Genomic DNA, 26,729 nt, shown 5'->3' on the forward strand with positions numbered 1-26,729 from the left:
GTTGTCAGCCCACACTTTTACGTGTGCGCCAGCGCCCCCTCATTTTCCAGCAAGCCGCACAGCTGGCGGTACTGATGCTGGTCGAGCATGGCCTGCAGCGGCGCCAGCAACGGCGCCGCCACCGCTGGCAAGGCCGCCAGCAGCAGGGCCACCCTGGCCAGGTTCAATTCGCGCAGCGCCACCAGCAAGGCGGCGCGTTCTTCCCCCGTCAGCAGCAGCAAGTCTTGTGCCTGCAGTGCCGGCAACGCCTCGGGCGCCGGCGCCACGGGCAGCGGCACAGGCGCCGGCACGGGCGCTTCGGCCGCCTGCGCGGGGATGCTGAAGCGGAAGGTGGCGCCCTGCCCCGGCGTCGACTCCACCGTCAGTTCGCCGTTCATCAGCTGCACGAATTCGCGCGAGATGGCCAGGCCCAGCCCCGTGCCATCCTTCGGTCCCGCGCTGTCGGCCTGCACGAAGGGCTCGAAGATGCGCTGCTGGTCCTCCGGGGCGATGCCGATGCCCGTGTCGCTGACGGCGAACGACAGCCCCCATTGGTCGCCAGCGCGCCGCTCGCCGCGCACGCGCAGGGTGACTTCGCCGCCGCCGGCGAACTTGACGGCGTTCGACATCAGGTTCAGCAGCACCTGGCGCAAGCGTGTCGCATCGAGCAGCACGGCCGCCGGCAGGTCCGCGCAATCGAGGCGCAGGGCCAGCCCCTGCTGCTCGGCGCGCATGCCCAGCATGTCCATCACTTCCTGCAGCAGCGGCGCCAGCGCCACCACGGCCGTCTGCGCCTGCAGGCGCCCCGCCTCGCCCTTCGACAGTTCGAGAATTTCATTGATCAGGGTGAGCAAATGGTTGCCCGAGCGGTGGATGATGGCCAGGTTCCGCTTCTCATCGTCCTGCATGTTCGGCGAGGCGGCCATCAGGCGCGAAAAGCCGATCACGGAATTCAAGGGCGTGCGCAGTTCATGGCTCATGTTGGCCAGGAAGGTGCTCTTGGCGCGGTTCGCCGCCTGCGCCTGGCTGACGGCCACCGACAGGGCGCTCGTGCGCTCGGCCACCAGCTCTTCCAGATGATGGCGGTGGCGCAGCAGTTCCAGTTCCGCCTCGCGGTGCGCCGTGATGTCGTAGTTCGAGCCCACCAGGCGCATGGGGCGGCCCTGGCCGTCGCGGAAGATCACGGCATCGGCCTTGATGTAGCGGATGGCGCCATCGGGCCACAGGATGCGGTACTCGTGCGTGAACGCCTGGCCGGCACCCAGCGCGGCGCGCAGGGCCTCCTTGGCGGCGGGCACGTCGTCCGGCACCAGCGCCCTGCGCCAGATCGCCGCCGGCGCCATGCCGCTTTCCGCGTCGGCCTTGAACTGCGCATACATCTGTTCATCCCACTGCAAGGCATCGCTGCTGACGTTCCAGTCCCAGATGCCGATGCTGGCCGCGCCGGTGGCCATCTGCACGCGCTCCTCGCTGCGCTGCAGGGCGCGGTAGCGGCTGTCGAGCAGCGCCACCATGTCGCGGATGGAACGGTACAAGGTGCGCAGCTCGCCCAGGAACCACGCTTTCGGCGGCGTGCCGGGCGCTTCGCCCTGCCCCGCCTGGATGCCGGCCGCATACTGGCCGATCGCCTTCAGGGGCTTGAGCATCAGACACCACATCAGCAGCCAGATGCTGGCCACGAGGATCACGTCGAGCGCCACGATCATGGCGCCGATGCCCAGCGCGCGCTGGCGCAGCTGCGCGTGCAGCAGGGCCGGCGTCGCATACACGGCCACGCTGCCGATGACCTGTCCGCCCATCGTCACGGGGCGCCGCTGCACCAGCCAGCCCGGTTCCGCGGACAGCGAAGAAAAGCTGCCGATGGCGCCGGACGCAGTGCGGCGCAGGACCAGCGCTTCCTTGCCGATGCCCGGCGTGAGGGAACTGGCCACCAGGTCGCGCTTGCCCAGCATGCTGCGCATGATGGCCTGCATCTGCTTTTCATCGAGATTCCACAATGGCAGTTCGATGGCCACGGCCAGCTGGTCCGCGCTTACGGACAGGCTGCCCTGCAGCTGCTGCCAGCGCTGCTCGCGTTCGGACTGGTAAAACAGCACGGCAAACACCAGCAGCAGCGCGGTGACGACAAAGGTCAGCGCCACGCTGACGGCCAGCACGATGGAGACGCCGCCCAGGCGCGCATCTTTGGGGGCGTATGGCGTCATGCACCTTCGCCCTGCGGCTCGCTGCTTGGCTGCGCCAGCAGGGCGCACAGCGGCTGGTACTGGTACTGCTCCAGCATGGCGGCGATGTGCGCGGTCAGCTGCGGCAGGCTGGTCGCCACGCCGGCCAGCACGATGGCGCTGCGCCGCAAATCGAGGGCTTGCACGGATTCGAGCAGCGCCTGCCGCTGGGCGGCGCTCAGCTGGCCCAGCGCCTTTTGCAGGTCGAAGGCGGCGGCCGGCACGCGCGGCGCTTGGGCGGCAGTGCGCTGGAAGCGCAGGCCCAGTTGCTGCTCCAGCATGGCGAACAGGTGTTCCTGTTCGATCGGTTTGCGCAGGAAGCCGTCGGCGCCGGCCGCCAGCGCCTCCTGCTTTTCTTCCTCGAAGGCTGAGGCGGTCATGATCACCAGGCGCGGCTGCACCAGCGCCGGCTGCGCGCGCAGCCAGCGCGTCAGCGCCAAACCGTCCATGTCCGGCATGCGCCAGTCGCTGAGCACGATGTCGTAGCGCTGCGCCGCCAGCATCGCTTGCGCCTGCACGCCGCCCGCCGCTTCCTGGAGCTGAAAGCCCAGCGGCGCCAGCAAGCCGGCCAGCAGCTTGCGGCAGTTGTCGTCATCGTCGACCAGCAGCACCATGCGCCCGCGCTGGGATGGCGGCAGGCGCGCCACGCGGCCCGGCGCCTGCGCCGCGAGGGCCGGCTGCCGCAGCGCGGGCGCGTGCAGCTCGAAACTGAAGCGGGAACCGGCGCCCAAGGTCGATTCGACGCGCAACTCGCCGCCCATCAGGCGCACGAATTCGCGCGAAATGGTCAGCCCCAGTCCCGTGCCCGCCTGCGCCACGGCGCTGTCGGCCTGCACGAACGGTTCAAAGATGCGTTCCAGGTCCTCTTCCGCGATGCCGCTGCCCGTATCGCGCACGGCAAACGCCAGCGCCATCTGCCCGTCGCCGTCCGCCTGGCAGCTCAGCGACAGGGTCACGCTGCCCTGCTCGATGAACTTGAGCGCGTTCGACAGCAAATTGAGCAGCACCTGGCGCAGCTTGGCGCCGTCGAGGCGCACCAGCGGGGGCACGCCGTCGCGCTCGAGCCGCAGCGCGATGCCCTGGTCGCCCGAGCGCATGCGCACCATCTCGAGCACCTCGTCGAGCAAGCCGTTCAAGTCCACGGGCCCCGCCTGCAGCTGCATGCGGCCCGCCTCGATTTTCGACAATTCCAGGATATCGTTGATCAAGGTCAGCAAATGGTGGCCGGCGCGGTTGATGATGGCCAGGTTGTGTTTTTCTTCCTCGAACATGCTGCTCGAATCGGCCATCATCTGCGAAAAGCCGATCACGGAATTCAAGGGCGTGCGCAATTCGTGGCTCATGTTGGCGAGAAAAACGCTTTTCGCGCGGTTCGCCGATTCGGCCTCGGTGACGGCCACCGACAGGGCGGCCGTGCGCTGCTGCACCAGTTCTTCCAGGTGGTCGCGGTAGCCGAGCAGCTCCTGCTCGCTTTGCTTGCGCTCGGAAATGTCGACGATGCCGCTGCGCACCAGGCGCCGCCCTTCCATCGGCAAGCGCACCAGCCGCACTTCGCAGGGAAAGACGCTGCCGTCGGCGCGCCGCACATGGCGCTCGACCAGGATGGGTTCACCCAGCATGGCGCGGCGCAGATGCTCTTCCATCATCAGGCCCAAAGGCATGCCGTCGGGCTGCTCCGTGCTGTACAGGTCGAACGGCCCGCGCGCCAGCAGCGCTTCGCGCGACATGCCCAGCATGCGCTGCGCACTGCTGTTGGCGTCGATGAAGCGGTCCTGGTCCAGGTCATACACGACGATCGCTTCAGGCGCATGCTCGACGAGGATGCGGAAGCGCTGTTCGCTTTCGCGCGCCTCGCTCTCTGCGCGGCGCAAACGCCGCCGCTGCAGCAGCAGGGCGCTCAGCAAGCCGGCCATCACGATGAAGACGCCGGCCGCCAGCAGCACGGCGGCGCGGTGTTCGTGCCACAGCTGCGGCGGGCGGTTGAAGAACAGCGTGTCCGGCGGCAGCTGGCTGATGTCGGCATCCCAGCGCTGCAGCTGCTCCCAGTCGTACATGGGCACGGGGCGGACCGGCGGCAGCAAGGCGCCCGGCGCGGCTGGCGCCTTGCCGGCCAACACGGCCAGCGACATCTGCGCCACCTGCTGCGCGGCCCCTTCGATGTGCAGGAGGGAGCCGCCCAGGATGCCCTTGCCCACGTTCGTGTTGTACATGCCGAAGGCGGGCACGTTCGCCAGCCGCGCCAGTTCGCCGGCAAACTGCACGGGTGTGGCGATGGCGCCGGCCACGTCGCGGTTGACATTGCCGGCCACCAGCAACGTATCGGCGGGCAGGTGCGCCACCTTCACGCGCATCTGCGCCAGGGTCAGGCCGTCGAGATACTCGACATAAACCCTGCCCTGCCACGCCTGCGCCGCCTGCTGCAGGCTGCGCTTCAATGCCTGGTCGGCCTCGCTGACGCCAACGGCCATGACGATGGTTTTGGTCTCCGGGAACAGCGCCATCGCTTGCGCCAGGGTGCCGGGAAAATCGACGTTCGCCTTTTGCTGCCAGATGGCCAGCGGACTGCCGGCCGGCAAGGCCTTGCCCGAGGTGTTAATCGCCAGCACGGGCACGCCGCGCGCCAGCGGCGCCAGGTCGGACAACAAAAAATCGAGCGCCGGCTGCTGCATGGCGATGATCAGGTCGGCCTTGCGCCCCATCATCTGGGTGTATCTTAAAAGCAACAAATCACGCATCTCGTTGCGCAACGCCGGGTCGCCCTGGGTATTGAGGTTCAGGTGCTCGACCATGATGTCTTCGCTGGCCAGACCCGCGGCGGCCATGGCGGCCACGTAGGTGCGCGTGTACGATTCCACGCCGGCGCGGCCGTAATCGTAGGCGTTGAGGACCAGCACGCGCTGGCCCTGGTGCGGCGGCGCAGCGGCTGGCGCCGCTGCCGGCACGGCGGCCGGGGCCGCGGCGACACAGAATGCCAGCAGCAATGCGCGGCCGCAGCGGTACACCGCTGCCCTGCCCGTCCCGCCGCCAGGCACATCACGCATCATTCGCCATGCCCATGCTCACCCTCGCCTGTCACCATGTTTCAACTATGCGCCGGCCATTCAGCCACCGACACTTACAAAAACATGATAACGTCAACTGCTGGGACAAGTCTATTCCTTAGGGCAATCTTTTGACAATACCCCGGCGCGTCAGGCCAAGCATCGTTACGCGGCGGTGCTACTGATACCGAACAATTCCAGCTTCAGCCCTTTTATGCCAGACGGCACATAAATCGCAATCGCCTGGGCCTTGATCATGCTGTCATAGATACTGCCCTTGTTATCGATCGAAAAGTAATACGTATTGGGCCGTACTGGCACCTCGGCGGGAACCTGGGCCATATGGCGCAACTCGGCACCCGGCAGCGCCCTGCCCAGTAGCAGTTCGATATTGTCCGGAGATGAAATCTTGAACTGCAACGGCACCGTGGCGACCAGTTCCAGCGCCGGCATATCGGCGTTTACCGCAAGACAGAGTTCGGTCTGACGGTCAATCCGCTTGGCATCGAGCAAGCCGTAATAGTGGGTGTTCTGTTGCGCGTCGTTCGATAGCGCGATCGGGAAATAGCGCGACAGGAGCACAGTATCGATCAGATCACGAATGATGCCATCGAGCTTGCCGAAGCCGGCAGCCGCGTCATCGTGACAATAAGCGGGCAAGTCGCTCAGTGTGTATTTCTTCGAAAACGTCATCAAGCCACCGGCCAACGCCATCAATTTTTCAAACAAATACACGGGATGGTGGCGCCGGTAACTGGCGCAATGACTGAGCGTGGCGCTGGCCATGCTCAAGGTATGGAGCATCCAGAACGAGGCAACATCCCCGCCATGAAATTCCACCGTATTGTTACCAGGCTGACGGTGGCGGCTGTACAGCGCCTCAATTTTCGCCCCCATGCGATCGATCAGCGAATCGAGCATTTTCTGCAGCGAGGACTCGGCACTGATGGTCAGGCCAGGTGGGATGAAGGAGGCATCGATGTCAAAGCCGCCATTGCCAGCGCGGTACAAACGGATCACCGGGATGGCAAGGTAATCATTCAGAGGGTCCAGTTGGGACAGCAGATACACGCGTTTCTTCAGGTAAGCCACGTCTATGCTGACCGCCTCGCTGTACAGATCCGGTGTTTCGATATCCGCCTGGACATAGCGCGCACCGGCAGAGCTCACATTGCCGCCATGTGCCTGCAGCGCGGGCAGCGCGGCATAAAAAGTAAAGCTATGTTCGCTGGAAGGGAGTTTGGACAGGTCAACCGCACTGGGCAATACATCGCCCAGCGGCGCTTCAAACAGCTCTCCATCCTGAAAGACGAGCGACATGGCATCTGCCCGCAGGCTATTGTTGGCCAGCGCATCCGCATTCCAGCTGACGCCGTGCACGCCCCATAAATGTGGATTAATGAGCGAGGCCAGACGTTGCAGGCGCGCTTCATGGTAGCGGTCCAGCTGCTGGAATTGCTGGGGACCGATGGCCAGGCCTTCGGACCAAAGTAATTTGGATGGCAATGTCATTGCGTTCTCCGTGTTGACCGTTGGAATCTTTCTGCTTGCCAGTCTGATGTTGCCAGCGTGGAAGTCCTTGATGTTGCGCAGTAACCCTGTTCAATTATTTGCGCAAACGCAATTTTCCTTGGAGCAAACGCTCGGATACTGGCCATTCCGCCGCGAAGACACAGGAAAAGAAAGATGGAAGACTTGCTGCCGTATTTCGAACGCGAACTGGTGATGCTGCGGCGACATTGCCGTGAATTCTCCGAGCGCTATCCGAGAATCGCCGGCAAATTGCATATGTCCGGCGAATCTTGCGAAGATCCGCACGTGGAACATTTGATCGAATCGGTGGCCATGCTGGCGGCACGCATCTCAAAACGGCTCGATGACGACTATCCGCAATTTACCGAAGCCTTGTTCGAAGCCCTCTTCCCGCACTACCTGCGTCCCTTTCCATCCTGCAGCATCGTGCGCCAGTGCGCCCCGGCGGCCGGAGCGGGTGCTTTGCAGCTGCCTGCCGGCAGTGAAATGGATACAGCGCCCGTGCGCGGCGTGCGCTGCCGCTTCAAGACGGCCTACGATATGACGACCGGCGCATCGGTACTGGACAGCGCCGTTTTCGATGCGATGATCAAGGCGCCACCGGGCGTACGCCTGCCAGCATCGGCCAGCGCCTCGCTGAACATCGGCATCCGGCATCTCGATGCGGCGCCCGCGTCGCTGCGCGTTTTCATCGATGGCGAGGCTTCTTTTTCCGCCGCATTGCGCGATGCCTTGTTCATGCATACCGTCTGTGCTTTTGTGTCGACCGACGCGGCGCAATGGACGGCCTTGCCCGCCGTCCCTTTGGCCCCCGTCGGCTTCGCCGACGCGGATGCCTTGATACCTTTTGGCGCCCGTTCGCAGCCGGCCTACCGCATCCTGAGCGAGTATTTTGCGTATCCGGAAAAATTCAATTTCTTTGACATCGATATCGCGGCGCTGAGTGCCGCCTTGCCGCTTGCTTGCCAGCGCTTCACCCTCCATCTGTGCATGGCCGGTTTGCGGCCCGATTCCGCGACGGCGCGCATGTTGTCCAGCATTTCCAGCGAAAACTTGAAGCTGGGCTGCAGTCCGGCGGTCAATCTCTTCCGCCAGGAGGGCGTGCCGATCTCCGTCACCCGGCAGAAAACCGACTATCCCGTGCTGGCCCATGCCACCCATGCGCATGGCTACGAAGTCGTTTCCATCGACTCCGTGCGTTTGCTGCGCCAACGCGGCGGCGAAAGCACGCTGAGCGAATTCCGCCCGCTGTACAGCCTGCGGCATGGCGAGGGGACGGCGCAACAAGGCCATTACTGGATCATGCGCCACGACACGGCGTTGGCCATCAAAAGCCCTGGTCATGAAAAGAAAATCACGCTGATCGACAGCGACTTCAATCCCCTGATCCATGAAAAGGCCAGCTTGTCGCTGTCGCTGACATGCAGCAACCGCGATCTTCCCCTTGCACTCAAATACGGCCAGCCGCAAGGAGACTTGCAACCGTGCGCTGGCGGACCCACGCTGCACATGCTGCGACGCCCCAGCCAGCCGCGACGCTTTTCGCCAGGCGCAGGTCTGCACTGGCGCCTGATTTCGCATCTGGCGCTGAATCATCACGCACTGGTCCAGGAGGGACTGCCGGCGCTGCGCGAAATGCTGACGCTGTACGACCTGTCCCAATCGGCAAGTTCGCAACGCCAGATAGGCGGCATCGTCGCGCTGGCGCACTCGCCAACCACGACATGGCTGCGGCACCGGCGCGGCACCTCGCTGGCGCATGGCGTGGAAGTGCGCATCACGCTGGACGAGGAAGCCTTTATCGGCAGCGGCATGCACCTGTTTGTACAGGTGATCGACCACTTTCTCGGGCTGTATGTGCAAATCAACAGTTTCATCGAACTGGTGGTGCTGTCACTGCAAAGCGGAGAGGAGCTGATCCGATGCAAACCAAGAAGCGGATTGCAGAATCTGGTGTAATGCAGCACTTGCTCGCCGAGCCTTACCGCTACCAGTTCGTGCAGGCGGTGCGTATTCTGCTGTGCTGGCTACGTCAGCAGAACGTGTCCCATGCACAAGCCTTCAGCCAGGTGCTGCGCTTCAAGAACAGCCTGTCCTTGAACTTTCCAGCCAGCGAAATCGAGCAGCTCTCGCTCGACGAGCATGAACAACTGATCCTGACACCGACTTTCATGCGTTTTCTGGGCGCCAGCGGCACCTTACCCTTGCATCACTCGGAACGCATCGCCGCCTGCCGTTTGTCGGGCAAGGACGCCGGCGTCTCGGCCTTCCTCGATATCTTTTCGCACCGCATGGTCTCGCTGTATTGCCAGGCATGGGAAAAATATCGCCTGGAGTCCGCACGCGAGACCCATGCAAAAGATGCGCAACTGCCCTTGCTGACGGCACTGGCCGGCGTACCGCGCGATGCGCTGCCATCGAACGGCGAAGCTGGCGCCGTGACGCAGGACGTCGCAGCCTGGTACGCTGGCCTGCTGCGCTGCCGCCCCGTTTCAGCTCAGGCGATAGGTCCCGTGCTGGCCGAATACTGCGGCGTACCCGTCACCCTGCAACAATTTGTCGGGGGCTGGGACTATCTGGAAAAAAACCGGCGCAGCCTGCTGGGCAGTGTCAACTTCGTTCTGGCGCGCGGCGCAACGCTTGGCCTGCGGCTGTGGCGCCAGGACATGCGCGTCTGCCTGCATATCGGCCCGCTGGATACTGCCGGCCTGCAACGCTTCCTGCCGCACAGCGCAGGTGCGGCGGCACTGGCAAAGATGCTGGCGCTGTTCGGCGTACCGGATGTGCAATACGAAGTGCGGCTGATACTGAGTCCGCCGTGCATCCGGCCCCTGCTCCTGAGTTCCAACCCTTCGGAAAGACGGCGCCTTGGCTGGACGACGTTCTTGCAGACGGCACAGGGCAAGGTACGCGGCGCGCAGGTGCGTTATTTGCTGCAGCTGGATTGAACAATTCATCCCTGGAAAAGCGAGGCAAGCATGAAACATGCGGGACGCGGCGTCATCCGGCTAGGAGACGCAACCGATCACGGCGGCAAGGTCACCAGTGCATCGTCGGGCAGCACCGTGATGGGGAAGACGGCGGCGCTGGCCGACGACATGACTTTCTGCCCCAAGTGCAAGGGCAGCTTTCCCATCACGCCAGACGGCGCCGGCGCAAAGCACATGGGCAAGCCGTACGCCTATGACGGCGATGCCACCGCCTGCGGCGCCCGCCTGATCACATCGCTATAAGGGAGGCAGGCCATGCATGCAAGCATACAGGCGGCGTTATCGGCCTTTGACCTCGCCGCGCAAGAGCGGCGCCTGCTGAAGATCGACTTCCCCCATGACGATGGGCCGGCCGGCGCCATCCTGCTGGTCAATTCGCTGACCGCCAGGGAAGAAGTATCGCGCGATTTCCGTTTCGAAACCGAGCTGCTGTCGGACGACGCACACATCGCGCTCAAGGCCATGATGGGCCGCATGGTCACCATTTCCATGGTGCGCGACGATGGCACGCTGCGCCACTTTAACGGCTATGTGGGCGAATTCTGCCTGCTGCGCGCAGACGGCGGCTTCGCCTGGTACCGGATGGTGCTGCAACCGTGGCTGGCCTTTGCCCGGCTGCGCCAGGACAACGTCTCCTTTCATGGCCAAAGCGTCATGCAGCTGACCGAAACAACGTTTGCGCACTACGGGCAGCGCGACTGGAAAACCAGCATCCATGGCGACGATCCACAGATCACTTGCGCCAACCAGCATAATGAAACCGATTACAACCACCTGCACCGGCGCTGGGAAGCCCTCGGCTGGCATTACTGGTACGAGCACCGCGCCGATGGCCACACCTTGTGGCTCGCAGACAACAGCACGCTGGCGGACATGATCGCCACGGCATCCGGCGACGGCGCCATGCGCTTTCACGCCGAGTCGGGTTCCCTGGAAGACGATGGCCTGCAACAATGGCAAGCCGTGCGCAGGATCGGCTCCGGGCAGCTGACCTTGGCCAGTTTCGACTATAAAAATCCGCAGCCACGCCTTGCCAGCGGCTACTCGCTGAATCGCCAGGGCGACGTATTTGCCCACGAGTTGTATGAAGATACGGGCGCCTATGGCTACAGCAATGTCGATGATGGAGAGTCCCTGGCACAGCGCCGCATGGAAGAAAGCGACCATCTGCGCCAGTATTTCGAGGCGGCAGGCAATCACCGTGGCGCGCAGCCCGGCCTTTGTTTCCGTCTCGATGGACATTTCAGCGCCGAGGAAAAGCGCTATCAGCCTGGCCAGGAACGCCCGGACAGTATTGCCGATCGCGAGTACCTGATCCTGTCAGCCGAGCATATCGCCAGCAACAATTATCAGGTTGGCCCCAGCGCGCCATCGGATTATGCGAACACGCTGGTGTGCGTGCGGCGGGACATCCGCTGGCGCCCGGGCCGCGGCTACAACAGCACGCCGTGCGTGGTTGCCGGCGTGCAGACGGCACTGGTGGTCGGGCCGGCCGGGGAAGAAATCCATACCGATGCCCTGGGACGCATCCGCCTGCAATTTCACTGGGACCGCCTGGGCAAATTCGATGAGCGCAGCTCGCCATGGATACGGGTCATGATGCCGATGGCGGGAGCGCAAATGGGACAGATCGCCTTGCCCCGCGTGGGCCAGGAAGTGGTCGTGCAATTCCAAGACGGCAATATCGACCACCCCATCGTCATCGGCGTCGTCTACAACAGCGCCAATCCGCCGCCATGGCAATTGCCCCAGCAGCGTGCCCTGTCCGGCGTGCGCAGCCGCGAACTGGGCACCCGCAGCGCCAACCACCTCGTGCTCGACGACACCAAGGGCGCCATCCAGGCACAGCTGCGCAGCGAGCACCAGGACAGCCGGCTGTCATTGGGCAACATCACCCGCATCGACGACAACGCGGGCCGCAAGGAAGCGCGCGGCGCGGGCTTTGAATTGGCCAGCAACGCCTGGGGTGCCCTGCGCGCCGCCAAAGGCATGCTGATCACCACAGAAACATCAGCAGGAACTGGATCGGTCAAACAGCTCGACGAAACGCAGTCCCGCCTGGCGCAGGCACGCCAACTGCACGAGGGACTGGCCGGCATGGCCGTGGACGCGGGCGCGCAGGACAGTACCGCACAACAGGGCGCCGTGGCCGACGCCATCCAGCGGCAAAACGCCGCCATCAAGGGAGGCGGCGGCGATTTCCCGGAACTGTCCGAACCACATCTGGTGCTGGCCAGCCCGGCCGGCATCGAACTGAGCACGGCCCAGTCCATCCACGTGGCCGCCAGCGAGCATGTGGCACTCACCAGCGGCAAGCATATTTCACTCGCCAGCGGCGACAGCATGTTTGCCAGCATCGCCAAAACCTTCAGCCTGTTCGTGCACAAGGCCGGCATGAAGCTGATCGCCGCCAGCGGCAAGGTGTCCATCGAGGCCCAGAGCGACGAGGTGGAAATCCTCGCCCGGAAAGTGCTGTCGCTGATCAGCGAAGCGGACTGGGTCAACATCAAGGGCAAGAAAGGCGTGCGCCTGCACGGCGCCAACCACATGCTGGAAATCAGCGACAAGGTGCAGTTCTTCACCTCCTCCCCCGTGCTCTTCAACGGCAACCTGGAAACCCTGGCGCCGAAGAGCGTGTCGCAGGAATTTAATGAACGGCCACACAGCAGTTTTGACCAGGAAGTGTTGCTGGTGAATGTCGACGATACACCGGCCGTTGGCCTTGCTTTTGAAATCCTGCGCGATGACGGCAACATGGCTGGCAAAAGCGCGGAAGACGGTTCCACGCAACTACAAAAATCTACGGGCATGGACAGCTACATCATTCGCTATAAGGGAGAACTGCCATGAGCAAATGTGACGACTTGAATAACCGTGGCAATCATCCTGCAAAATTTAGTCAGGGCGTGGGAGGCTGGGCGGAACTCGCCGTTTCGATGACGGAAACAAAAGATACTGCCCGACACGACGTCACTGTGCCGCCAGGCAAAGTCATTCCTGTCATCTTCCTGCCAGGCGTGATGGGGAGCAATCTAAGGATGAGCAAGGTTCGCCAGGAGGAATTGCGCCGTCCAGACAATCGGGCTTGGCGGCCAGACGATATGATGGGTGCGGGAGGCAAGGCAGCTGTCCTCACAAGCAATGGCCTGGGTGGCTGGTTCAAAGATGCGTCGCCACGGCAGCGTCAATTGGTGTTTGATCCCACTGAAACCGAAGTCGAGTATTACCACTATACCGAGAGCAATAGCCGCTTCGATCCAGATGGTGCGGAAACCAAAGCCGCGGATGCGCGGCATCAAAATGTGCCTGACAGTCTTTTCCCCATCCCACCCTTGATTGGATCCTTTGGGATATCTCCAGGAACGGGACCATTGCAAGCTCAAGCACGCGCCCGTCAAAGTCCCGCCCAAATAGCACGCTGGCGCGGGTGGAGTGAGGTGCTTTTCGACGGCGCATACGGAACCATGTTACGCACCACAGAGCAGCATCTAAACAATATGATTTCCAACGGAGAAGTACATCCGTTCTGGCACAGGAGAAGTGGCCTTGGTGCCATGCTAATGCAAGACCCAACAGCTTTTGGTGCGTCATCTGGCAAGGCCATTAATGTCAACGACTTGAAGAAAATTTCGCCCTGTTGGTATCCCGTGCACGCGATGGGCTACAACTTCATAAAGAGCAATGGTGAATCTGCTATCACCATTGCAGAGAGAATACGCGGCCTAGTCAAAGGCTACAAAAAACGCGGATTCAAATGTAGTGAAGTCATTCTCGTCACGCACAGCATGGGTGGCTTGCTGGCCAGGGCGTTGATAAACCCGTGCTATGGAAATATGCTTGACGATAAGGATGTAAAAATCCTCGGCATTTATCACAACGTGATGCCAACCATTGGCGCCGCAGGAGCGTATAAACGCATGCGTTTTGGCTTTCAGGAAAGAGAAGGTTCAATAGCAGAAATAGAAGCCAGAATTCTGGGTATCGACGGTATACATGCCACCGCCATTCTAGCAAATTCACCAGCGCCACTGGAAATGTTGCCAGGTGCGGCATATGGCCAGAATTGGCTGAAAATTGTAGATGCACAGGATAAAGTTTTATGGAGCTGGCCTCGCGATAAGGCGACTGCACTGGAAAGCATTTACCTTCAGGAACCCACTGCGTGGTGGCGACTAATCAATCCAAACTGGGTAAATCCGGCACGCATATCATCTGATAATGGAGGTGGCTTAGAAATGGTAATGAACCGATTAAAATTAGCCGCAGAATTTCTATCATCCATAGAAAAAACGTTTCACCCTAACACTTATGCAAGCTATTGCGCATCGAGAAATTTCTTAAGTTATGGTGATGTCGTATTTAAATTAATTGACGGTCTTCACGGTGGCTCCAACGATCCATGGAATAAATTTGAGCCGCTACCTGAAAAATGGAAATTACTTGAAGATGATGCAAAGGGACAACTCCTGGTCCAAGCCGGAGGGAAACGCTTAAAATTGCAGCTACAGCCAGCTAGTGCACGCGGTGACGGAACCGTACCATCAGATCGTTCTGCTCAACACATCACGGGTACATTGTTCGTACACGGCATGGCGGCAGCGACTGGTTATGAACACCAGAATAGTTACGCCGATTTAAATGTACTCGCATCTATGCTTTATTCTATCGTACAAATTTCCAAAAAAGCAAAATGGGATTAACTCATGGGAAATAAAACAAAAATGAAGGAAATTTCAATCATCACATTTGTGATGATCACATTTATTTATGGATGCAAACAAAAAAATTTAGATAAGGAACTCCAGATGCCTGACAATTTAAAGATTAGCAAACGTCTTGAAGTACTTTTTCTAAAAACAAAAATTGTCTGTTTCGGACGTTACGCTATAGAAATCCCAAAGGAGGCTGAATTGATATACGGAAACATATCATTCCCGTCAAGAATTGAAGTTATAAGAGGCGGAATTTTTGCAAAAGATGAAAAAATAGCAGAAGATATAAGAAAAATAAAAATGAATAGCCAGTCTTCTGAAATCATATCCAACGGAAATGGCCCCATAGAAAATAGCTGGCAATTTCGCTATTTTGACAATAAATTTTCCAAAGAAGATGGCAATGTTTTATTCAGTACGTATGTCAACAAAGGAGATATCACATTCGTTCTTACCGGCTCCATCCCCAGAGGTGGAACGGTTAAAAGTGCGGCTACCACACAGTTAATGCGCGCGAATAGTCTGCGCCTGCGTCACCAAGATGAAATTCCTACCGAACCCGGTCATTGCTTAGAAGTTGGTTTCATGAGCGACAATAAGTATGACAATCAAGAAATGGCGGACGCAGGTCTGTATTTTCCAAGCCTGCCAGACGTGACATTTTCCATCACTGCGAATAAAGATGCCTACGGCGATTACCCTCCTGCTGAATATGATGCAAAAGTACGCGGGAAATTATCATTACTTGCTCGCATCCAGGAAGCGAAAAAACAGCAAGGCAAGAACTACCCTCCTCGTACTCTGCTACGCGAAGGCAAACGTGACGTGCAGCATTGGCATGGCGAGGAATCGTTGATACGACGAACAGATGGCGTACACGATTTCGAATGGACACTGGTGGGCACGCCAGGAGATATCGCCTATCCAGCGGTATTGGAAGCATCCATGTACACCAAAGTCGCCCACAACATGGTCGGCGCCGCCGAAGCCGCGTCGCTGACGGACGAGGAGGCGATTGCCTTGTGGGACAAGCTGCTGTCCGGCCTGAAGTTCCGGGTGAAAGTGCCGGGTGCGCCGCCGGGTTCGTATTACATCGATCCGGACAAGCCGGCGCAGTGATGGCCGGGCCGACGTGGCAGGCGATCGTACTGGTGCGATGCCAGCCATTGCGCTAGCATGCTCCTTTTACCCGGAAAAACCCCATGACCATCACCCTGCGCCCCGCCCTGCCCTCCGACATCGACGCCCTGTGGGCCCTGCGCACGGTGGCCGTGCGCGTCAGTTGCGCCACGCACTATGCGCCGGAACAAATTGATGTTTGGACCGCCTCGCCCGTGCCGGCATCGTATGGCGCCATGCTGGCTGCCGGTGGCGGCATCGTGGCCATGCAGGACGAAGCCATCGCCGGCTACGCCATGCTCGATGCGGACAAGCAGGAAGTCGATGCCGTCTTCGTCGACCCGGCGCGCGCGGGACTCGGTATCGGCAAGCGCCTGCTGGCGGCGCTGGAGCAGCTGGCGCGCCAGCGCGGCATAGTGCGCCTGCACCTGTCCGCCTCGCTCAATGCGGAACCGTTTTACCGGGCCGCCGGTTTTGTTGCCTTGCGCGCCGAAGCGTATGCGCACCCGAGCGGCATCAGCCTGGCCAGCGTGGCGATGGAAAAAGCGCTGGCGGCCGCCTGAATTTTCAGTCAGGCACCGCGCCTGCCTCGGACTCGGCCAGGCATTGCTGCAGCTTCGCGATCAGGGCGCGCACTTCGTCGTCGCCCAGGTCCAGCGGGTCGCCATGCGCGCCGACGGCGATCAGGCAGATGGCCGAGCCGTCGTACCAGGCGTCCAGGCGATCCTGGCCCTCATTCATATTGCTCTGACTCATATTGCAAATCCCTCCGTAAATCGTCCGGCGCCGCGATGCTGGCGCGGCCCTGCGGCACGGGAAAGACGGACGCCAGCTGGCCGTTGCCCGCCATGCCTGGCAGCCATTTATGCAAAAAATCGCCCAGCGCGATGGCGCGCGGCTGGAAATGTCCCCACTCGCCGCCGGCGCACGCTTGCGCGTAGGCCGCTTCCGGCCAGAATGGAATCGCCACCTTGGCGTCGGCTTGCGCCGTGGCCCAGCCGTCGTGGTGCAAACCCCACACTTCTTGCGTATCGGCCACCTTGCGCACGAAATAGCCATGGCGTTCGGTGGACGGCAGGACCATCACCTGCTTGAACTTTTCAGGATGCACGGTTTTCCCCTACCTCGTCCCATACCCGCAGCTGCGGCGCGCACCAGCCCGTCACCAGGTCGAGGGCGTCCAGTATCACGTCTTCCCGCGCCTCATCCTGCACGCCGTCCTGCACAGACGCGCGCAATTCCTGCAGCAAGCCGGCCACTTGCGCCGCCGTCACACCGCTGGCCTTGTAGCGCAGCAGGATGGCGCGCAGCGTCAATAAACCTGCCCCGGACTCCAGCGCGGCGAGCAGGTCTCTGTCGATCTCGGCGATGATGGTGTGCGGCATGTCAATCCGCCTCCCACGCGATGGCGGCGGGCCGCGCGCCGCCCGTCCTGAAAAATGCGGCAAAGGCATGCTGGCAGTGTTCCACGTCCACGCACCACGCTTCCGGATACTCATCCACCTGGCCATTGGCCAGCAGATAGCTGCAACCGCCGTCTGCCTCCTCGTCGCCCAGCGAGTGAAAACTCAGGTCATCCTGGCCCGACAGATACATCAGCCAGGCGTTGCCGCCATTGCGCAGCATGCACAGGGCCGGGCCCTGTTCCGCATCGGTCGCCACGGTCAGCCACAGCTCGCACTGGGCCAGGGCGCGTGCTTCGAGCAGCGCCTGTTCCAGCGCAACAAGTCCATCTACCACGCGCGGCTCGCCGTGCAGATTCAGTTCCATGCTCACGCGTTTTCTCCACTTAAATCGTTCGTCGCCAGGGCCGTACTCAGATACAGCTTGCCGCTGAGGTCTTTCAATAAGCTGCTCTGGCGCAAACGGTCCATCACGGGGCCCTTCACCTCGGCCAGGTTCAGGCTGATGCCGCGCTTGGCCAGCGTGCTGTTGAGCTCGATCAAGCCCAGCAAGGCCGTGCTGTCGATCTGGTTGACGGCCGACAGCACCAGCACCAGGTGGCGCGCCGTCGGGTGGCCGCGCAACTCGTCTTCCACGCGCTCCGTGACGGCTTCCACATTGCCAAAGAACAGGCCCGCATCGATGCGCAGCAGCAAGACGTCGGGCAAGGTCTGCGCCTCGTAGCGCTCCACGTTGCGGAAGTGCTCGCTATTCGGAATACGCCCCAGCACCGCGATATGCGGGCGGCTGGCGCGCCAGATCAGGGTGCCCATCGACAACAGCACGCCGATCACCACGCCCGCTTCCACGCCCAGCACCAGCACGCCGGCCGTCGTCGCCAGCAGGGCCAGCGCATCGCTGCGGTCGTAGCGCCACGACAATTTCAAGGTATCCCAGTCCAGCAGGCTGCTGACGGCAAAGATGATGGTGGCAGCCAGCACGGGCAGCGGCAGCAGGGCCAGCCAGCCCGTGGGCGCCACCAGCGCCAGCGCCAGCAGGCCCGCCGTGATGATGCTGGCCAGGGGCGTGTTGGCGCCCGCCTGGAAATTGACGGCCGAACGCGAAATCGAGCCCGTGACGGGAAAGCCGCCCGACAGCGCGCTGGCCACGTTGGCCGCGCCCAAGCCCAGCAGTTCCCGGTTCGTCTGCAGTTTTTCACCGCGTTTTTGCGCCAGGGTCTGGGCGGCGGACATGCTCATCAGGAAGATAATGAAAGCGATCAGCAACGCCGGCGACAGCAAGGTGCGCCAATGGGCGCCCGAGGTGGCCAGATTCAGCCCCGGCAAGCCGCTGGGCACGTGACCCGTCGTCTGCACGCCCATCGCTGCCAGGCCGCCATAGGCGACGAGTGCGATGCCGGCCAGCACCAGCGCCATCGGCGCCAGGCGCGCGCCCACGTCGGCCGCCACCTTGTTCAGCCCGCAGCGCTGCAGCAGGCGCGATGCGTAGCGCTTGGCCAGCCACAGGAACAGCAGGCCGGACAGCCCCAGCACGAGGCTGGGCGCGTGCCAGTGTGGCCAGGTGGCCCCCAGCAGGGGCGTGATCTGGCCCCAGATGATCAGGATGGCGGCGCCATTGCTGAAACCACTGATCACGGGACGCGACAAAAAGCTGGCCATGAAGCCCAGCCGCAGCACGCCGCACAGCAGCAGGACCAGGCCGCTGATGAAGGCCAGCTGGGCGGCCAGCACGATATACAGCGAGGAGCCGGGGTCGGCCAGCGGCGCCAGGGCCGCGGCCGTCATCAGCGAGACGATGGCCATGGGGCCCACCGATTGCGTCATGCTGCTGCCGAACAAGGCGTACAGCACGGGCGGCAAGATGCTGGCGTAAATGCCCACGACGGGCGGCAAACCGGCCACCAAGGCGTAAGCCATGCCTTGCGGCACCATCATCATGGCGACAACGATACCGGCGGTGATGTCTCCGGCCAACAGAGGACGCCGGTATTGCCTGAGCCAGAGCAGCATGGATGATCCCAAAATCTGAAAACCGAAGCCTATCATGCGACGAGGCCGGCTGACAGGGGGAACGCGATCAGTCTGGCAGCAATTGCGCCTTCACGGCATCGAGGATTTCCGCCGACAGCGCTTCGTCATCGACGGAACGGGCCAGCACCATGGCGCCCACCATGGCGGCAAACGTGGCAATGGCCTGCTGGCGCCGCCGCTCCGGCGTACCATCGGGCGCGCCGTCGGGCAGCAAGCCTTCCAGCAGCGCGAACTGCTGCCGCGTGGCTTGCGTAAACGCGGGGCGCGCGCCGGGCGACATGCGCGCCACGTCGACGCCCATGGCCGCCGCCGGGCAGCCGCCGCCCGGCTGGTTGCGGTGCCGGGTGGTCAGATAACTGTCGATGATGGCCGGCAGCGCCCGCTGCGGGTCGCTGGCGACCTTCGCCCGCCAGCCTTCCAGCGACTTGTTCAAGGCATGCTGGCACGCCTCGATCATCAAGTCTTCCTTGGACGCGAAATGGCCGTAGAAGCCGCCATGCGTGAGGCCCGCGTTCTTCATCAGGTCGGCCACGCCGATGCCGTCATAGCCCTTTTCGCGGAACAATCTTGCCGCCACGTCGACGATGCGCTCGCGGTTCAGCGCCGCCTGCTCCCTGCTCACTTTCATGCTGCCCTCCTACATTTATGTCAATCATCATATAACTTTACGCCCGTTTGCGCCACTCTGTTAGCAAGCGCACCGTTTGATGCCGGCGCCGCGCCGATACTGGGTCTTCGTTTCCAGGGAGGCCAGCATGAACGAAAACAAAGACCAGTCCGCCGGCAACTTGCAGCGCGCCATCCAGCAGGAGCAGGATGGCCGTGATGCCGTAGCAAAAGGCAAACAGGACAGCAAGCAGCCCGTACAGACGGGCAGCCGCAGCCAGCCAGGCACACCCCTGCCCGCCCAGCACCTGGACAAACCGGGCATCGAGGGGCAAATGCAGTTGAAACCGCGCTTCCTGGCGCCCGATTACTGTGGCAGCGGCAAGCTGGCCGGCATGGTGGCCGTCATCACGGGCGGCGATTCGGGCATCGGGCGCGCCGTGGCCGTGCTGTACGCGCGCGAAGGGGCCGATGTCGCCATCATTTACCTGAACGAACACGCGGACGCCAACGAAACGAAGCGCTACGTGGAAGCGGAAGGCCAAAGCTGTCTTTTGATCCCCGGCGACGTGCGCGACCAGGGCTTTTGCCAGCAAGCCGTCAGCCAGGTGCTGGAACGCTTCACGCACATCGATGTGCTGGTGAACAACGCCGCCTTCCAGGAGCACGCCGAATCCTTGCTGGACCTGAGCGAAGAACGCTTCGACCTGACCATGAAAACGAATGTCTACGGCTACTTTCACATGGCCAAGGCCGTGCTGCCCCATTTGCGGCGGGGCGCGTCCATCATCAACACGGGTTCCGTGACGGGTTTGCAGGGTTCCAAGCACCTGCTCGACTATTCCACCACCAAGGGCGCCATCCATGCGTTCACCATGGCGCTGGCCGGCAACCTGCTCGACAAGGGCATCCGCGTGAACGCCATCGCACCCGGCCCCGTCTGGACGCCGCTCAATCCGGCCGACAAGTCGCCCGAGGAGATCGAGAAATTCGGCCAGGACACGGACATGCGCCGCCCGGCCCAGCCCGAGGAACTGTCGCCCGCCTATGTCTTCCTGGCCTCGCCCGCCTGTTCCAGCTACATCAGCGGCATTGTCCTGCCCGTCACCGGCAGCGTGGGAGACTAGCCTATGGCGCGCGCACTCTGGAAAGGCGCCATCAGCTTCGGGCTCGTGCACATTCCCGTCGAGCTGATTTCTGCCAGCCTCGATCACGAACTGGACTTGTCCATGCTGGACCGGCGCGACTTCGCGCCCATCGGCTACAAGCGCTACAACAAGCAGACGGGCAAGGAAGTCGAGTGGGACGACATCATCAAGGGCTATGAATACAAGACGGACGAGTACGTGGTGCTGTCCGACGAGGATTTAAGGCAGGCGAACGTGAAGGCCACGCAAACCATCGATATTTTGACCTTTGTCGATGCGGCGGAAGTGCCGCTGACCTTTTACGAGCACCCGTATTACCTGCTGCCCGCCAAGGGCGGCGAGAAAGTCTATGCGCTGCTGCGCGAAACCTTGCGCAAAGCTAACAAAGTGGGTATCGCCAGCGTAGTCATGCGCACCAAGCAGCATTTGTGCGCGCTCGTCTGCGTGGGCGACGCCATCGTGCTCAACACCCTGCGCTACGCTGATGAAATCCGCCCCACGGATGACCTGGACTTGCCCGCCAGCACCCTGAAGGCGGCCGGCATTTCCGATAAGGAACTCAAGATGGCCCTGTCGCTCGTGGAAGGCATGAGCGAAGCGTGGGAACCGGAGCAATACCACGACAGCTACCGCGAAGACGTTCTGGCGCTGGTCAAGAAGAAAATCAAGGCGAAACAGACCAAGACCATCACGCCGCCGGCCCCCGAACCGGAAGAGGAACACGCCAGCAATGTGATCGACCTGGTCGCCCTGCTGCAGCAAAGCCTGGGCAAGAAGGCGTCCGCGGCGTCGGCCCGCAAGCGGACGGCCGCGTCCCCCGCGCGCAAAACGGCGTCCGCCAGGCGCAAGGCGGCCTGAGGCACGCCCCACGCCACCGAGAATAGTCAATACTATAAATGCATTGACTTTGATCAAGCTTCTCGCTACGTTATGCACAGGCCTGCCAGCCGGCAAGCCCTGTCTCGCGTGCGGAAAAAAATGGATGCCGAGTTAGATCAGCTTATCCTCAGCGGCGCCCCTGGCGGCGTCGTCATCACGAACGAAGAGCACGCCGTCGTGCGCTGGACGGTGGGTGCCCAGCGCATCTTCGGCTATGCCAACGACGAAGCGCTGGGCCGCACGCTGTGGGAGCTGATCTCCTTGCCCGGACAAGCCGAGGCGGCACAGCTGATCGACGAACAGCTGACCCTGCATGGCAGCTACGACCGCGAATCGCTGCGGCGGCGCAAGGATGGCGAACTCATCCACGTCGATGTCGCATGCCAGGTCGCACAGGCCGGGGCGGATGCCCCCCGCTACCTGATTTCCACCATGAAAGACACGACCTTGCTGAAGGCGGCACGCGACGCCCAGTTCGTCGAGGTGCGCTACCGCGTGCTGTTCGAATCGACGCCGGACAGCGTCATCATGGTCAATGCCACGGGCGCCATCGTGCTGGCCAACCAGCAGGCGCAGCGCCTGTTCGGCTACGCGGAAGGCGAATTGAACGGCAGGCAAATCGATAGTCTGCTGCCGCAACGGCTGCGCCATTCGCACGTGGCGCACCGCGCGCGCTATTTCGACCAGCCCCGCACGCGCACCATGGGCGCCGACCTGGAATTGCTGGGCTTGCGCAAGGACAACATCGAGTTTCCCGTCGAAATCAGCCTGTCGCCCATCCAGACGGAAATCGGCACCTTCGTCATCAGCGCCATCCGCGACGTCAGCGACCGCCGCCGCGCCGAGCAGAAGTTCCGCGGCCTGCTCGAATCGGCGCCGGACGCCATCGTCATCGTCAACGGCGATGGCGAGATCGTGCTCGTCAACTCGCAGACGGAACGCCTGTTCGGCTACTCGCGCGCGGAGTTGCTCGGGCGCAATGTGGAAGTGCTGATCCCGGCCCGCTACGCGATGGACCATCCGCGCCACCGCCATGCGTTTTCCACGGCGCCGCGCGCCCGCTCCATGGGCGCCGGGCTGGAACTGTACGGCTTGCGCCGCGATGGTACCGAATTCCCCGTCGAAATCAGCCTGTCGCCGCTGGAAACGGACGAAGGCGTGCTCGTGTCGTCGGCCATCCGCGACATCTCCGAGCGCAAGCGCATCGAACGCACGCTCAACGAGCAGAAAGTCGAACTCGAGCGGGCCAGCCAGGCGAAGGACCGTTTTCTCACCAGCATGTCGCACGAGCTGCGCACACCGCTGAACGCCATCCTCGGCTTTGCCCAGCTGCTGGCCAACGAAGCCTTGCCCGCCACCGTGCTGCAAAAACGCACCTTCGTGCAAAACATCGTCACCTCGGGACGCCACCTGCTCACCCTGATCAATGAAATCCTCGACCTGGCGAAGATCGAATCAGGCAGCCTGAGCCTGTCGATGGAAGCGGTGACGCTGCCCGCGCTGATCGAGGAAGTGCGCGTGATGGTGGAAGAACAGGCGCAGCAGCGCCAGATCCACCTGATCTTTCCCGCCTGCGAAGCGCTGACGCTCAGGGCCGACCATACGCGCCTCAAGCAAGTGCTGCTGAACCTGCTGTCGAACGCCATCAAGTACAACCGCCCGGCCGGCAAGGTGGAGCTGGAAATTTCGCAGCCCGATGCGCTGTGCGTGCGCATCGCCATCCGCGACACGGGCAAGGGGCTGGACGACGCGCAGATGGCCGAACTGTTCCAGCCGTTTAACCGCCTGGGGCAGGAGGCCGGCAGCGAAGAAGGCACGGGCATCGGCCTGGTCGTCACCAAGCGCCTGGTCGAACTGATGGGCGGACGCATGGGCGTGCACAGCTGCCTTGGCGAGGGCAGCGTGTTCTGGATCGAACTCGACACCATGGCCGCGCCGCCCGACAGCATGCCGCTGGATACGGAGGGGCTATCCGAGCCTGCCGGCGACGCCGGGGACGACGCCAGCGGCCAGGCGCTGCTGCTGTACGTGGAAGACAATCCGGCCAGCCTGCGCCTGGTGGAAGACATCGTCAGCTTCCTGCCGCATCTGCGCATGATCTCGGCCACCGATGCGCGCCAGGGCATCGCGCTGGCGCTGGAACGCCAGCCCGATGTCATCCTGATGGATATCAACCTGCCCGGCATGAACGGCAACCAGGCGCAACGCATTCTGCGCAACGATCCGCGCACGGCGCACATTCCCGTCATCGCCCTGACGGCCAACGCCATGAAGGGCGACATCCGGCATGGCCTGGCCGCGGGCTTTTTCCGCTACCTGACCAAACCCGTCGAGATTCCCCAGCTCAACGCCGCCATCGACGAAGCCCTGCAGCTGGCGCGCGCCACCGTGACATTCAAGCCGGAGGCGTAAAGGCCAGCTTTTTCATCGCCGCATCGAGCCCTTTCGCGCTGCGCGCATAGCCAGCCCACGGCGCGTTGCCCACGTCGAGACGGCTGTGGACATTGCCCACGTTCCATTGGTCGCCCGCCTTCAGCTGGTCGAGCTCCTCCCAGGCCAGCGGCACGGAAATGCCCAGCCCCGAACGCGTGCGGGCCGACCACGCGCACACGGTGGTGGCGCCCCGGCCATTGCGCAAATAATCGATGAAGATCTTGCCGACCCGGTTGGACGGTCCGCTTTTCAGGACAAAACGCTGGGGAATGAGCTGCGCCATGTGCGCCACGATGGCTTGCGAAAACGCCTTGACCGTATCCCAGTCGTGTTTCGGGCGGATCGGCACGACCACGTGCAAGCCCTTGCCGCCGCTGGTTTTCAGCCAGGCGGGCAAGCCCAGTTCCGTCAAAAAGGCGCGCAGCAGCACGGCCGCTTCGCGGATGGCGGGCCAGGCCACGCCCTTGCCCGGGTCCAGGTCGAACACCAGGCGGTTCGGCGTGTCATAGGCGCTGGCCAGGGCGTTTTGCGTATGAAATTCCACCACGTTCCATTGCGCAGCCGACAACAGGCCCTGTACGCTGGCCACTTCCAGCATGCTGGCATGCTCGGGATCGAGGCCGGGATCGAGCTGTTTGACACCGGGCATGGCGGACGTGTCCGCATGCTTCTGGAAAAACAGCTCGCCGCCCACGCCGGACGGCGCGCGCACCAGCGACACGGGCCGGCCCCGCAAATGCACGAGCATCAGCTTGCCCACGAGCGCGTAGTAGCGCACCAGGTCGATCTTCCTGGCGCCGCTGTCCTGGTCGATCACCCTGTCCGCATGGCTGACCTTGAAACTGGCCGGCAAGACGCTGTCCGGCCTGGATTGGTTTGGCATCGTCTTCTCCCTGTCGATTCGCTGTGGCCGCTCGCGCACGATGGCGACCGGCTGTTTATCCGCACGCAAGCCGTGAAACACGGCGTGGCGCACGGCGCCGCCGCTGGTCCATTGCGCAAAGCCGACCTCGGCCACCAGCGCCGGCTTGACCCAGATGGGCTGGCGCACGCCGCCCGCCTTGCCCGCGAACGGACTCGTCTCGATGGTCAGGGCGTCGAGGCGGCGCCGCAAGTCGCGCAAGGCCGCATCGTCAAAGCCGCTGCCCACATTGCCCGCATAGCGCAGCTTGCCCTGGTCATCGTGTACGCCCAGCAGCAGCGAACCGATGCCTTCGCGCGCGCCTTGCGGCGCCGTATAGCCGCCGATGACGAATTCCTGGCGCAGCCCGCATTTGAGCTTGATCCAGTCGCCGGAACGCCGCGTGACGTAGGGCGAGCCGCGCCGCTTGCCAATCACCCCTTCCAGCCCCAGGCGGCAGGCGTGGGCCAGCAATTGCCGGGGCTTGGCGTCGAGCGCTTCGCTGAAGCGCAGCAGCGGCGAAGCGGGCAAGCGCTGCAGCAGCTGTTCCAGCAAGGCCCGGCGCGCTTCGACGGGCTGGCCGCGCAGATCGTGGCCGTCGAAAAACGGCACGTCGAACAGGTAATACACAATCTCGCTGGTGGTGTCCGCCTCGAAGGCGCGCTGCAAGGCGCCAAAATCCGGGTGGCCGCTGGCGTCGTTGACGACGATTTCACCGTCATACCAGCCAGGCGGCAAGCCCAGCTTTTCCAGCGCCTGGCGCAGCTTCGGCAGTTTCGCCGTCCAGTCGTTGCCATTGCGCGTGATCAAACTGACCCGTTCGCCATCGCAACGCGCGAGGATGCGGTAACCGTCGAATTTCACCTCGAACATCCAGTCTTGCGCGTCTGGCGGCGGCGCATCGACGAGCGTGGCCAGCTGCGGCGACAGGGCGGCTGGCAGCTTCGCGGCTGGCGCAGCCGCCTGCTCCGCGCTGTGTTTGCGCCTGGGCATGGCCTTGTGCTTGACGCTGTCGGGGAATTCGTCGACGACAGAAAATTCCAGCGCCGGCCGGGCATATTCATCTTTTTCCTTGATCAGCAGCCAGGCGGGCTGCTTTTCGCCCTTGCCCTTCATGCGCACGAGCACCCACTTGCCGTGCATCTTGTGGCCATGTACGGTGAATTTCAGCTCGCCGGCCGCCAGCGCCTTGCGCGCATCGGGCGTGGCCGGCTGGGGCTGCCACGTGCCCTTGTCCCAGATGATGACCTTGCCCGCGCCATACTGTTTTTCGGGGATCGTGCCTTCAAAGCTGGCGTAGGCAATCGGGTGGTCTTCCACTTGCACGGCCATGCGCTTGTCGCGCGGGTCGTAGCTGGGGCCTTTCGGCACGGCCCAGCTTTTCATCGTGCCGTCCAGTTCCAGGCGAAAGTCATAGTGCAGGCGGCTGGCCCAATGCTTCTGGATGACGAAGGTAAGCCCGCCGCCCGCCGCCTCGCCGCCCGCCGCAGGCTCGGGCGTGACGGCGAAGTTGCGCTTGGCTTGATAGGTTTTCAAGGCGGCTTTCATGGCGGACCCATGCGGTGACGATGGCATCGAGTCTAGGCCGCCAGGGGCCAAGGCGCGGTACGCCAGCTAACAGAGCGCCTGCCCCGGCAAATGTAAGTGTTTGTAATTGAGAGAAAACGTGTCAACGCAATTGCCGCACGGCGCGTTTTTGGCTCAGTGACAGGGGAAATGCATCTCCTGAACT

Annotated in this window: 20 protein-coding genes; 10 read left to right on the forward strand and 10 right to left on the reverse strand. The window is 62.5% G+C overall.

The features are described from left to right. Positions 1-17: 17 nt before the first annotated feature. The 3 genes from JAB4_RS19645 to tssK all read right to left on the reverse strand — a co-directional run bounded on the left by JAB4_RS19645 (position 18) and on the right by tssK (position 6,754). Positions 18-2,183, reverse strand: coding sequence for an ATP-binding protein (locus tag JAB4_RS19645; RefSeq protein ID WP_070218001.1), 2,166 nt, complete (start codon positions 2,181-2,183; stop codon positions 18-20). After that, a complete protein-coding gene (locus tag JAB4_RS19650; RefSeq protein WP_070308403.1) occupies positions 2,180-5,245 on the reverse strand; it encodes a PAS domain-containing hybrid sensor histidine kinase/response regulator in 3,066 nt (1,021 codons plus the stop codon). Before JAB4_RS19650 ends, JAB4_RS19645 begins: the two co-directional genes overlap by 4 nt. Before the next feature lie 162 nt (positions 5,246-5,407). Next, positions 5,408-6,754, reverse strand: a complete 1,347-nt coding sequence (tssK, locus tag JAB4_RS19655) for a type VI secretion system baseplate subunit TssK (RefSeq protein WP_070219426.1) — start codon at positions 6,752-6,754, stop codon at positions 5,408-5,410. Positions 6,755-6,928: 174 nt separating this feature from the next. Between tssK and tssF the strand changes: the two genes are divergently transcribed. The 7 genes from tssF to JAB4_RS19690 all read left to right on the forward strand — a co-directional run bounded on the left by tssF (position 6,929) and on the right by JAB4_RS19690 (position 16,159). After that, complete coding sequence (gene tssF / locus JAB4_RS19660; RefSeq protein WP_070219427.1) at positions 6,929-8,734, forward strand: type VI secretion system baseplate subunit TssF; 1,806 nt, start codon at positions 6,929-6,931, stop codon at positions 8,732-8,734. Further along, the gene (gene tssG, locus JAB4_RS19665; protein WP_175444701.1) at positions 8,734-9,723 is read left to right on the forward strand and encodes a type VI secretion system baseplate subunit TssG; all 990 of its coding nucleotides are present in this window, start codon (positions 8,734-8,736) and stop codon (positions 9,721-9,723) included. Before tssF ends, tssG begins: the two co-directional genes overlap by 1 nt. A gap of 30 nt (positions 9,724-9,753) precedes the next feature. Beyond that, the gene (locus JAB4_RS19670; protein ID WP_070219429.1) at positions 9,754-10,008 is read left to right on the forward strand and encodes a PAAR domain-containing protein; all 255 of its coding nucleotides are present in this window, start codon (positions 9,754-9,756) and stop codon (positions 10,006-10,008) included. A gap of 12 nt (positions 10,009-10,020) precedes the next feature. Next, complete coding sequence (locus tag JAB4_RS19675) at positions 10,021-12,615, forward strand: type VI secretion system Vgr family protein (RefSeq protein ID WP_070219430.1); 2,595 nt, start codon at positions 10,021-10,023, stop codon at positions 12,613-12,615. Then, positions 12,612-14,465, forward strand: coding sequence for a hypothetical protein (locus JAB4_RS19680; protein WP_071650176.1), 1,854 nt, complete (start codon positions 12,612-12,614; stop codon positions 14,463-14,465). The genes JAB4_RS19675 and JAB4_RS19680 overlap by 4 nt, the downstream gene beginning before the upstream one ends. 3 nt (positions 14,466-14,468) lie before the next feature. Beyond that, complete coding sequence (locus JAB4_RS19685) at positions 14,469-15,596, forward strand: T6SS immunity protein Tli4 family protein (RefSeq protein ID WP_227741999.1); 1,128 nt, start codon at positions 14,469-14,471, stop codon at positions 15,594-15,596. 83 nt (positions 15,597-15,679) lie between these two features. After that, positions 15,680-16,159 carry a GNAT family N-acetyltransferase gene (locus JAB4_RS19690; protein WP_070219432.1) on the forward strand — a complete coding sequence of 160 codons (480 nt, stop codon included), beginning with the start codon at positions 15,680-15,682 and terminating at the stop codon, positions 16,157-16,159. 4 nt (positions 16,160-16,163) lie between these two features. On the opposite strand, the gene JAB4_RS19695 is transcribed toward JAB4_RS19690, so the two are convergent. From JAB4_RS19695 to JAB4_RS19720, 6 genes are all read right to left on the reverse strand, one after another. After that, positions 16,164-16,352, reverse strand: coding sequence for a hypothetical protein (locus JAB4_RS19695; protein ID WP_139143560.1), 189 nt, complete (start codon positions 16,350-16,352; stop codon positions 16,164-16,166). Then, positions 16,330-16,707 (reverse strand): DUF2750 domain-containing protein, encoded by a 378-nt coding sequence (locus tag JAB4_RS19700; RefSeq protein WP_083286979.1) that lies wholly within the window; start codon positions 16,705-16,707, stop codon positions 16,330-16,332. The genes JAB4_RS19695 and JAB4_RS19700 overlap by 23 nt, the downstream gene beginning before the upstream one ends. Next, positions 16,697-16,981 carry a hypothetical protein gene (locus JAB4_RS19705; protein WP_070219433.1) on the reverse strand — a complete coding sequence of 95 codons (285 nt, stop codon included), beginning with the start codon at positions 16,979-16,981 and terminating at the stop codon, positions 16,697-16,699. The genes JAB4_RS19700 and JAB4_RS19705 overlap by 11 nt, the downstream gene beginning before the upstream one ends. A 1-nt stretch (position 16,982) precedes the next feature. Beyond that, positions 16,983-17,366, reverse strand: a complete 384-nt coding sequence (locus tag JAB4_RS19710; RefSeq protein ID WP_070219434.1) for an Imm1 family immunity protein — start codon at positions 17,364-17,366, stop codon at positions 16,983-16,985. 2 nt (positions 17,367-17,368) lie between these two features. Continuing rightward, on the reverse strand, positions 17,369-19,009 hold the full coding sequence (gene sulP / locus JAB4_RS19715) for a sulfate permease (RefSeq protein ID WP_070219435.1): 1,641 nt from the start codon (positions 19,007-19,009) through the stop codon (positions 17,369-17,371). Positions 19,010-19,076: 67 nt separating this feature from the next. Beyond that, positions 19,077-19,658 (reverse strand): TetR/AcrR family transcriptional regulator, encoded by a 582-nt coding sequence (locus JAB4_RS19720; RefSeq protein ID WP_070219436.1) that lies wholly within the window; start codon positions 19,656-19,658, stop codon positions 19,077-19,079. A 127-nt stretch (positions 19,659-19,785) separates the two neighbouring features. On the opposite strand from JAB4_RS19720, the gene JAB4_RS19725 reads away from it, so the two are divergent. The 3 genes from JAB4_RS19725 to JAB4_RS19735 all read left to right on the forward strand — a co-directional run bounded on the left by JAB4_RS19725 (position 19,786) and on the right by JAB4_RS19735 (position 24,075). Then, positions 19,786-20,763 (forward strand): SDR family oxidoreductase, encoded by a 978-nt coding sequence (locus JAB4_RS19725; RefSeq protein ID WP_070219437.1) that lies wholly within the window; start codon positions 19,786-19,788, stop codon positions 20,761-20,763. A 3-nt stretch (positions 20,764-20,766) separates the two neighbouring features. Continuing rightward, positions 20,767-21,642 (forward strand): Ku protein, encoded by an 876-nt coding sequence (locus tag JAB4_RS19730; RefSeq protein WP_070219438.1) that lies wholly within the window; start codon positions 20,767-20,769, stop codon positions 21,640-21,642. Between the two features lie 120 nt (positions 21,643-21,762). Next, positions 21,763-24,075: a PAS domain S-box protein gene (locus JAB4_RS19735; protein WP_070219439.1), complete on the forward strand. Its 2,313-nt coding sequence runs from the start codon at positions 21,763-21,765 to the stop codon at positions 24,073-24,075. Here the strand turns inward: JAB4_RS19735 and ligD are convergent. Further along, a complete protein-coding gene (gene ligD / locus JAB4_RS19740; protein WP_070308402.1) occupies positions 24,059-26,545 on the reverse strand; it encodes a DNA ligase D in 2,487 nt (828 codons plus the stop codon). The two genes, JAB4_RS19735 and ligD, sit on opposite strands and share 17 nt — an antisense overlap. Positions 26,546-26,729 lie beyond the last annotated feature (184 nt).

The organism is Janthinobacterium sp. HH102 (assembly GCF_001758625.2).
Classification (GTDB): Bacteria; Pseudomonadota; Gammaproteobacteria; order Burkholderiales; family Burkholderiaceae_D; genus Janthinobacterium.

Excerpts from the sequence above, each read along its gene's own strand:
- JAB4_RS19730 (WP_070219438.1), top strand. The coding sequence starts at position 20,767 with ATGGCGCGCGCACTCTGGAAAGGCGCCATCAGCTTCGGGCTCGTGCAC.
- tssK (WP_070219426.1), bottom strand. The coding sequence starts at position 6,754 with ATGACATTGCCATCCAAATTACTTTGGTCCGAAGGCCTGGCCATCGGT.
- JAB4_RS19680 (WP_071650176.1), top strand. The coding sequence starts at position 12,612 with ATGAGCAAATGTGACGACTTGAATAACCGTGGCAATCATCCTGCAAAA.
- JAB4_RS19695 (WP_139143560.1), bottom strand. The coding sequence starts at position 16,352 with ATGAGTCAGAGCAATATGAATGAGGGCCAGGATCGCCTGGACGCCTGG.
- JAB4_RS19650 (WP_070308403.1), bottom strand. The coding sequence starts at position 5,245 with ATGATGCGTGATGTGCCTGGCGGCGGGACGGGCAGGGCAGCGGTGTAC.
- sulP (WP_070219435.1), bottom strand. The coding sequence starts at position 19,009 with ATGCTGCTCTGGCTCAGGCAATACCGGCGTCCTCTGTTGGCCGGAGAC.
- JAB4_RS19705 (WP_070219433.1), bottom strand. The coding sequence starts at position 16,981 with ATGCCGCACACCATCATCGCCGAGATCGACAGAGACCTGCTCGCCGCG.
- tssF (WP_070219427.1), top strand. The coding sequence starts at position 6,929 with ATGGAAGACTTGCTGCCGTATTTCGAACGCGAACTGGTGATGCTGCGG.
- JAB4_RS19645 (WP_070218001.1), bottom strand. The coding sequence starts at position 2,183 with ATGACGCCATACGCCCCCAAAGATGCGCGCCTGGGCGGCGTCTCCATC.
- JAB4_RS19725 (WP_070219437.1), top strand. The coding sequence starts at position 19,786 with ATGAACGAAAACAAAGACCAGTCCGCCGGCAACTTGCAGCGCGCCATC.
- JAB4_RS19670 (WP_070219429.1), top strand. The coding sequence starts at position 9,754 with ATGAAACATGCGGGACGCGGCGTCATCCGGCTAGGAGACGCAACCGAT.
- JAB4_RS19685 (WP_227741999.1), top strand. The coding sequence starts at position 14,469 with ATGGGAAATAAAACAAAAATGAAGGAAATTTCAATCATCACATTTGTG.
- JAB4_RS19735 (WP_070219439.1), top strand. The coding sequence starts at position 21,763 with ATGGATGCCGAGTTAGATCAGCTTATCCTCAGCGGCGCCCCTGGCGGC.
- JAB4_RS19690 (WP_070219432.1), top strand. The coding sequence starts at position 15,680 with ATGACCATCACCCTGCGCCCCGCCCTGCCCTCCGACATCGACGCCCTG.
- JAB4_RS19675 (WP_070219430.1), top strand. The coding sequence starts at position 10,021 with ATGCATGCAAGCATACAGGCGGCGTTATCGGCCTTTGACCTCGCCGCG.
- JAB4_RS19720 (WP_070219436.1), bottom strand. The coding sequence starts at position 19,658 with ATGAAAGTGAGCAGGGAGCAGGCGGCGCTGAACCGCGAGCGCATCGTC.
- JAB4_RS19710 (WP_070219434.1), bottom strand. The coding sequence starts at position 17,366 with ATGGAACTGAATCTGCACGGCGAGCCGCGCGTGGTAGATGGACTTGTT.
- tssG (WP_175444701.1), top strand. The coding sequence starts at position 8,734 with ATGCAGCACTTGCTCGCCGAGCCTTACCGCTACCAGTTCGTGCAGGCG.
- ligD (WP_070308402.1), bottom strand. The coding sequence starts at position 26,545 with ATGAAAGCCGCCTTGAAAACCTATCAAGCCAAGCGCAACTTCGCCGTC.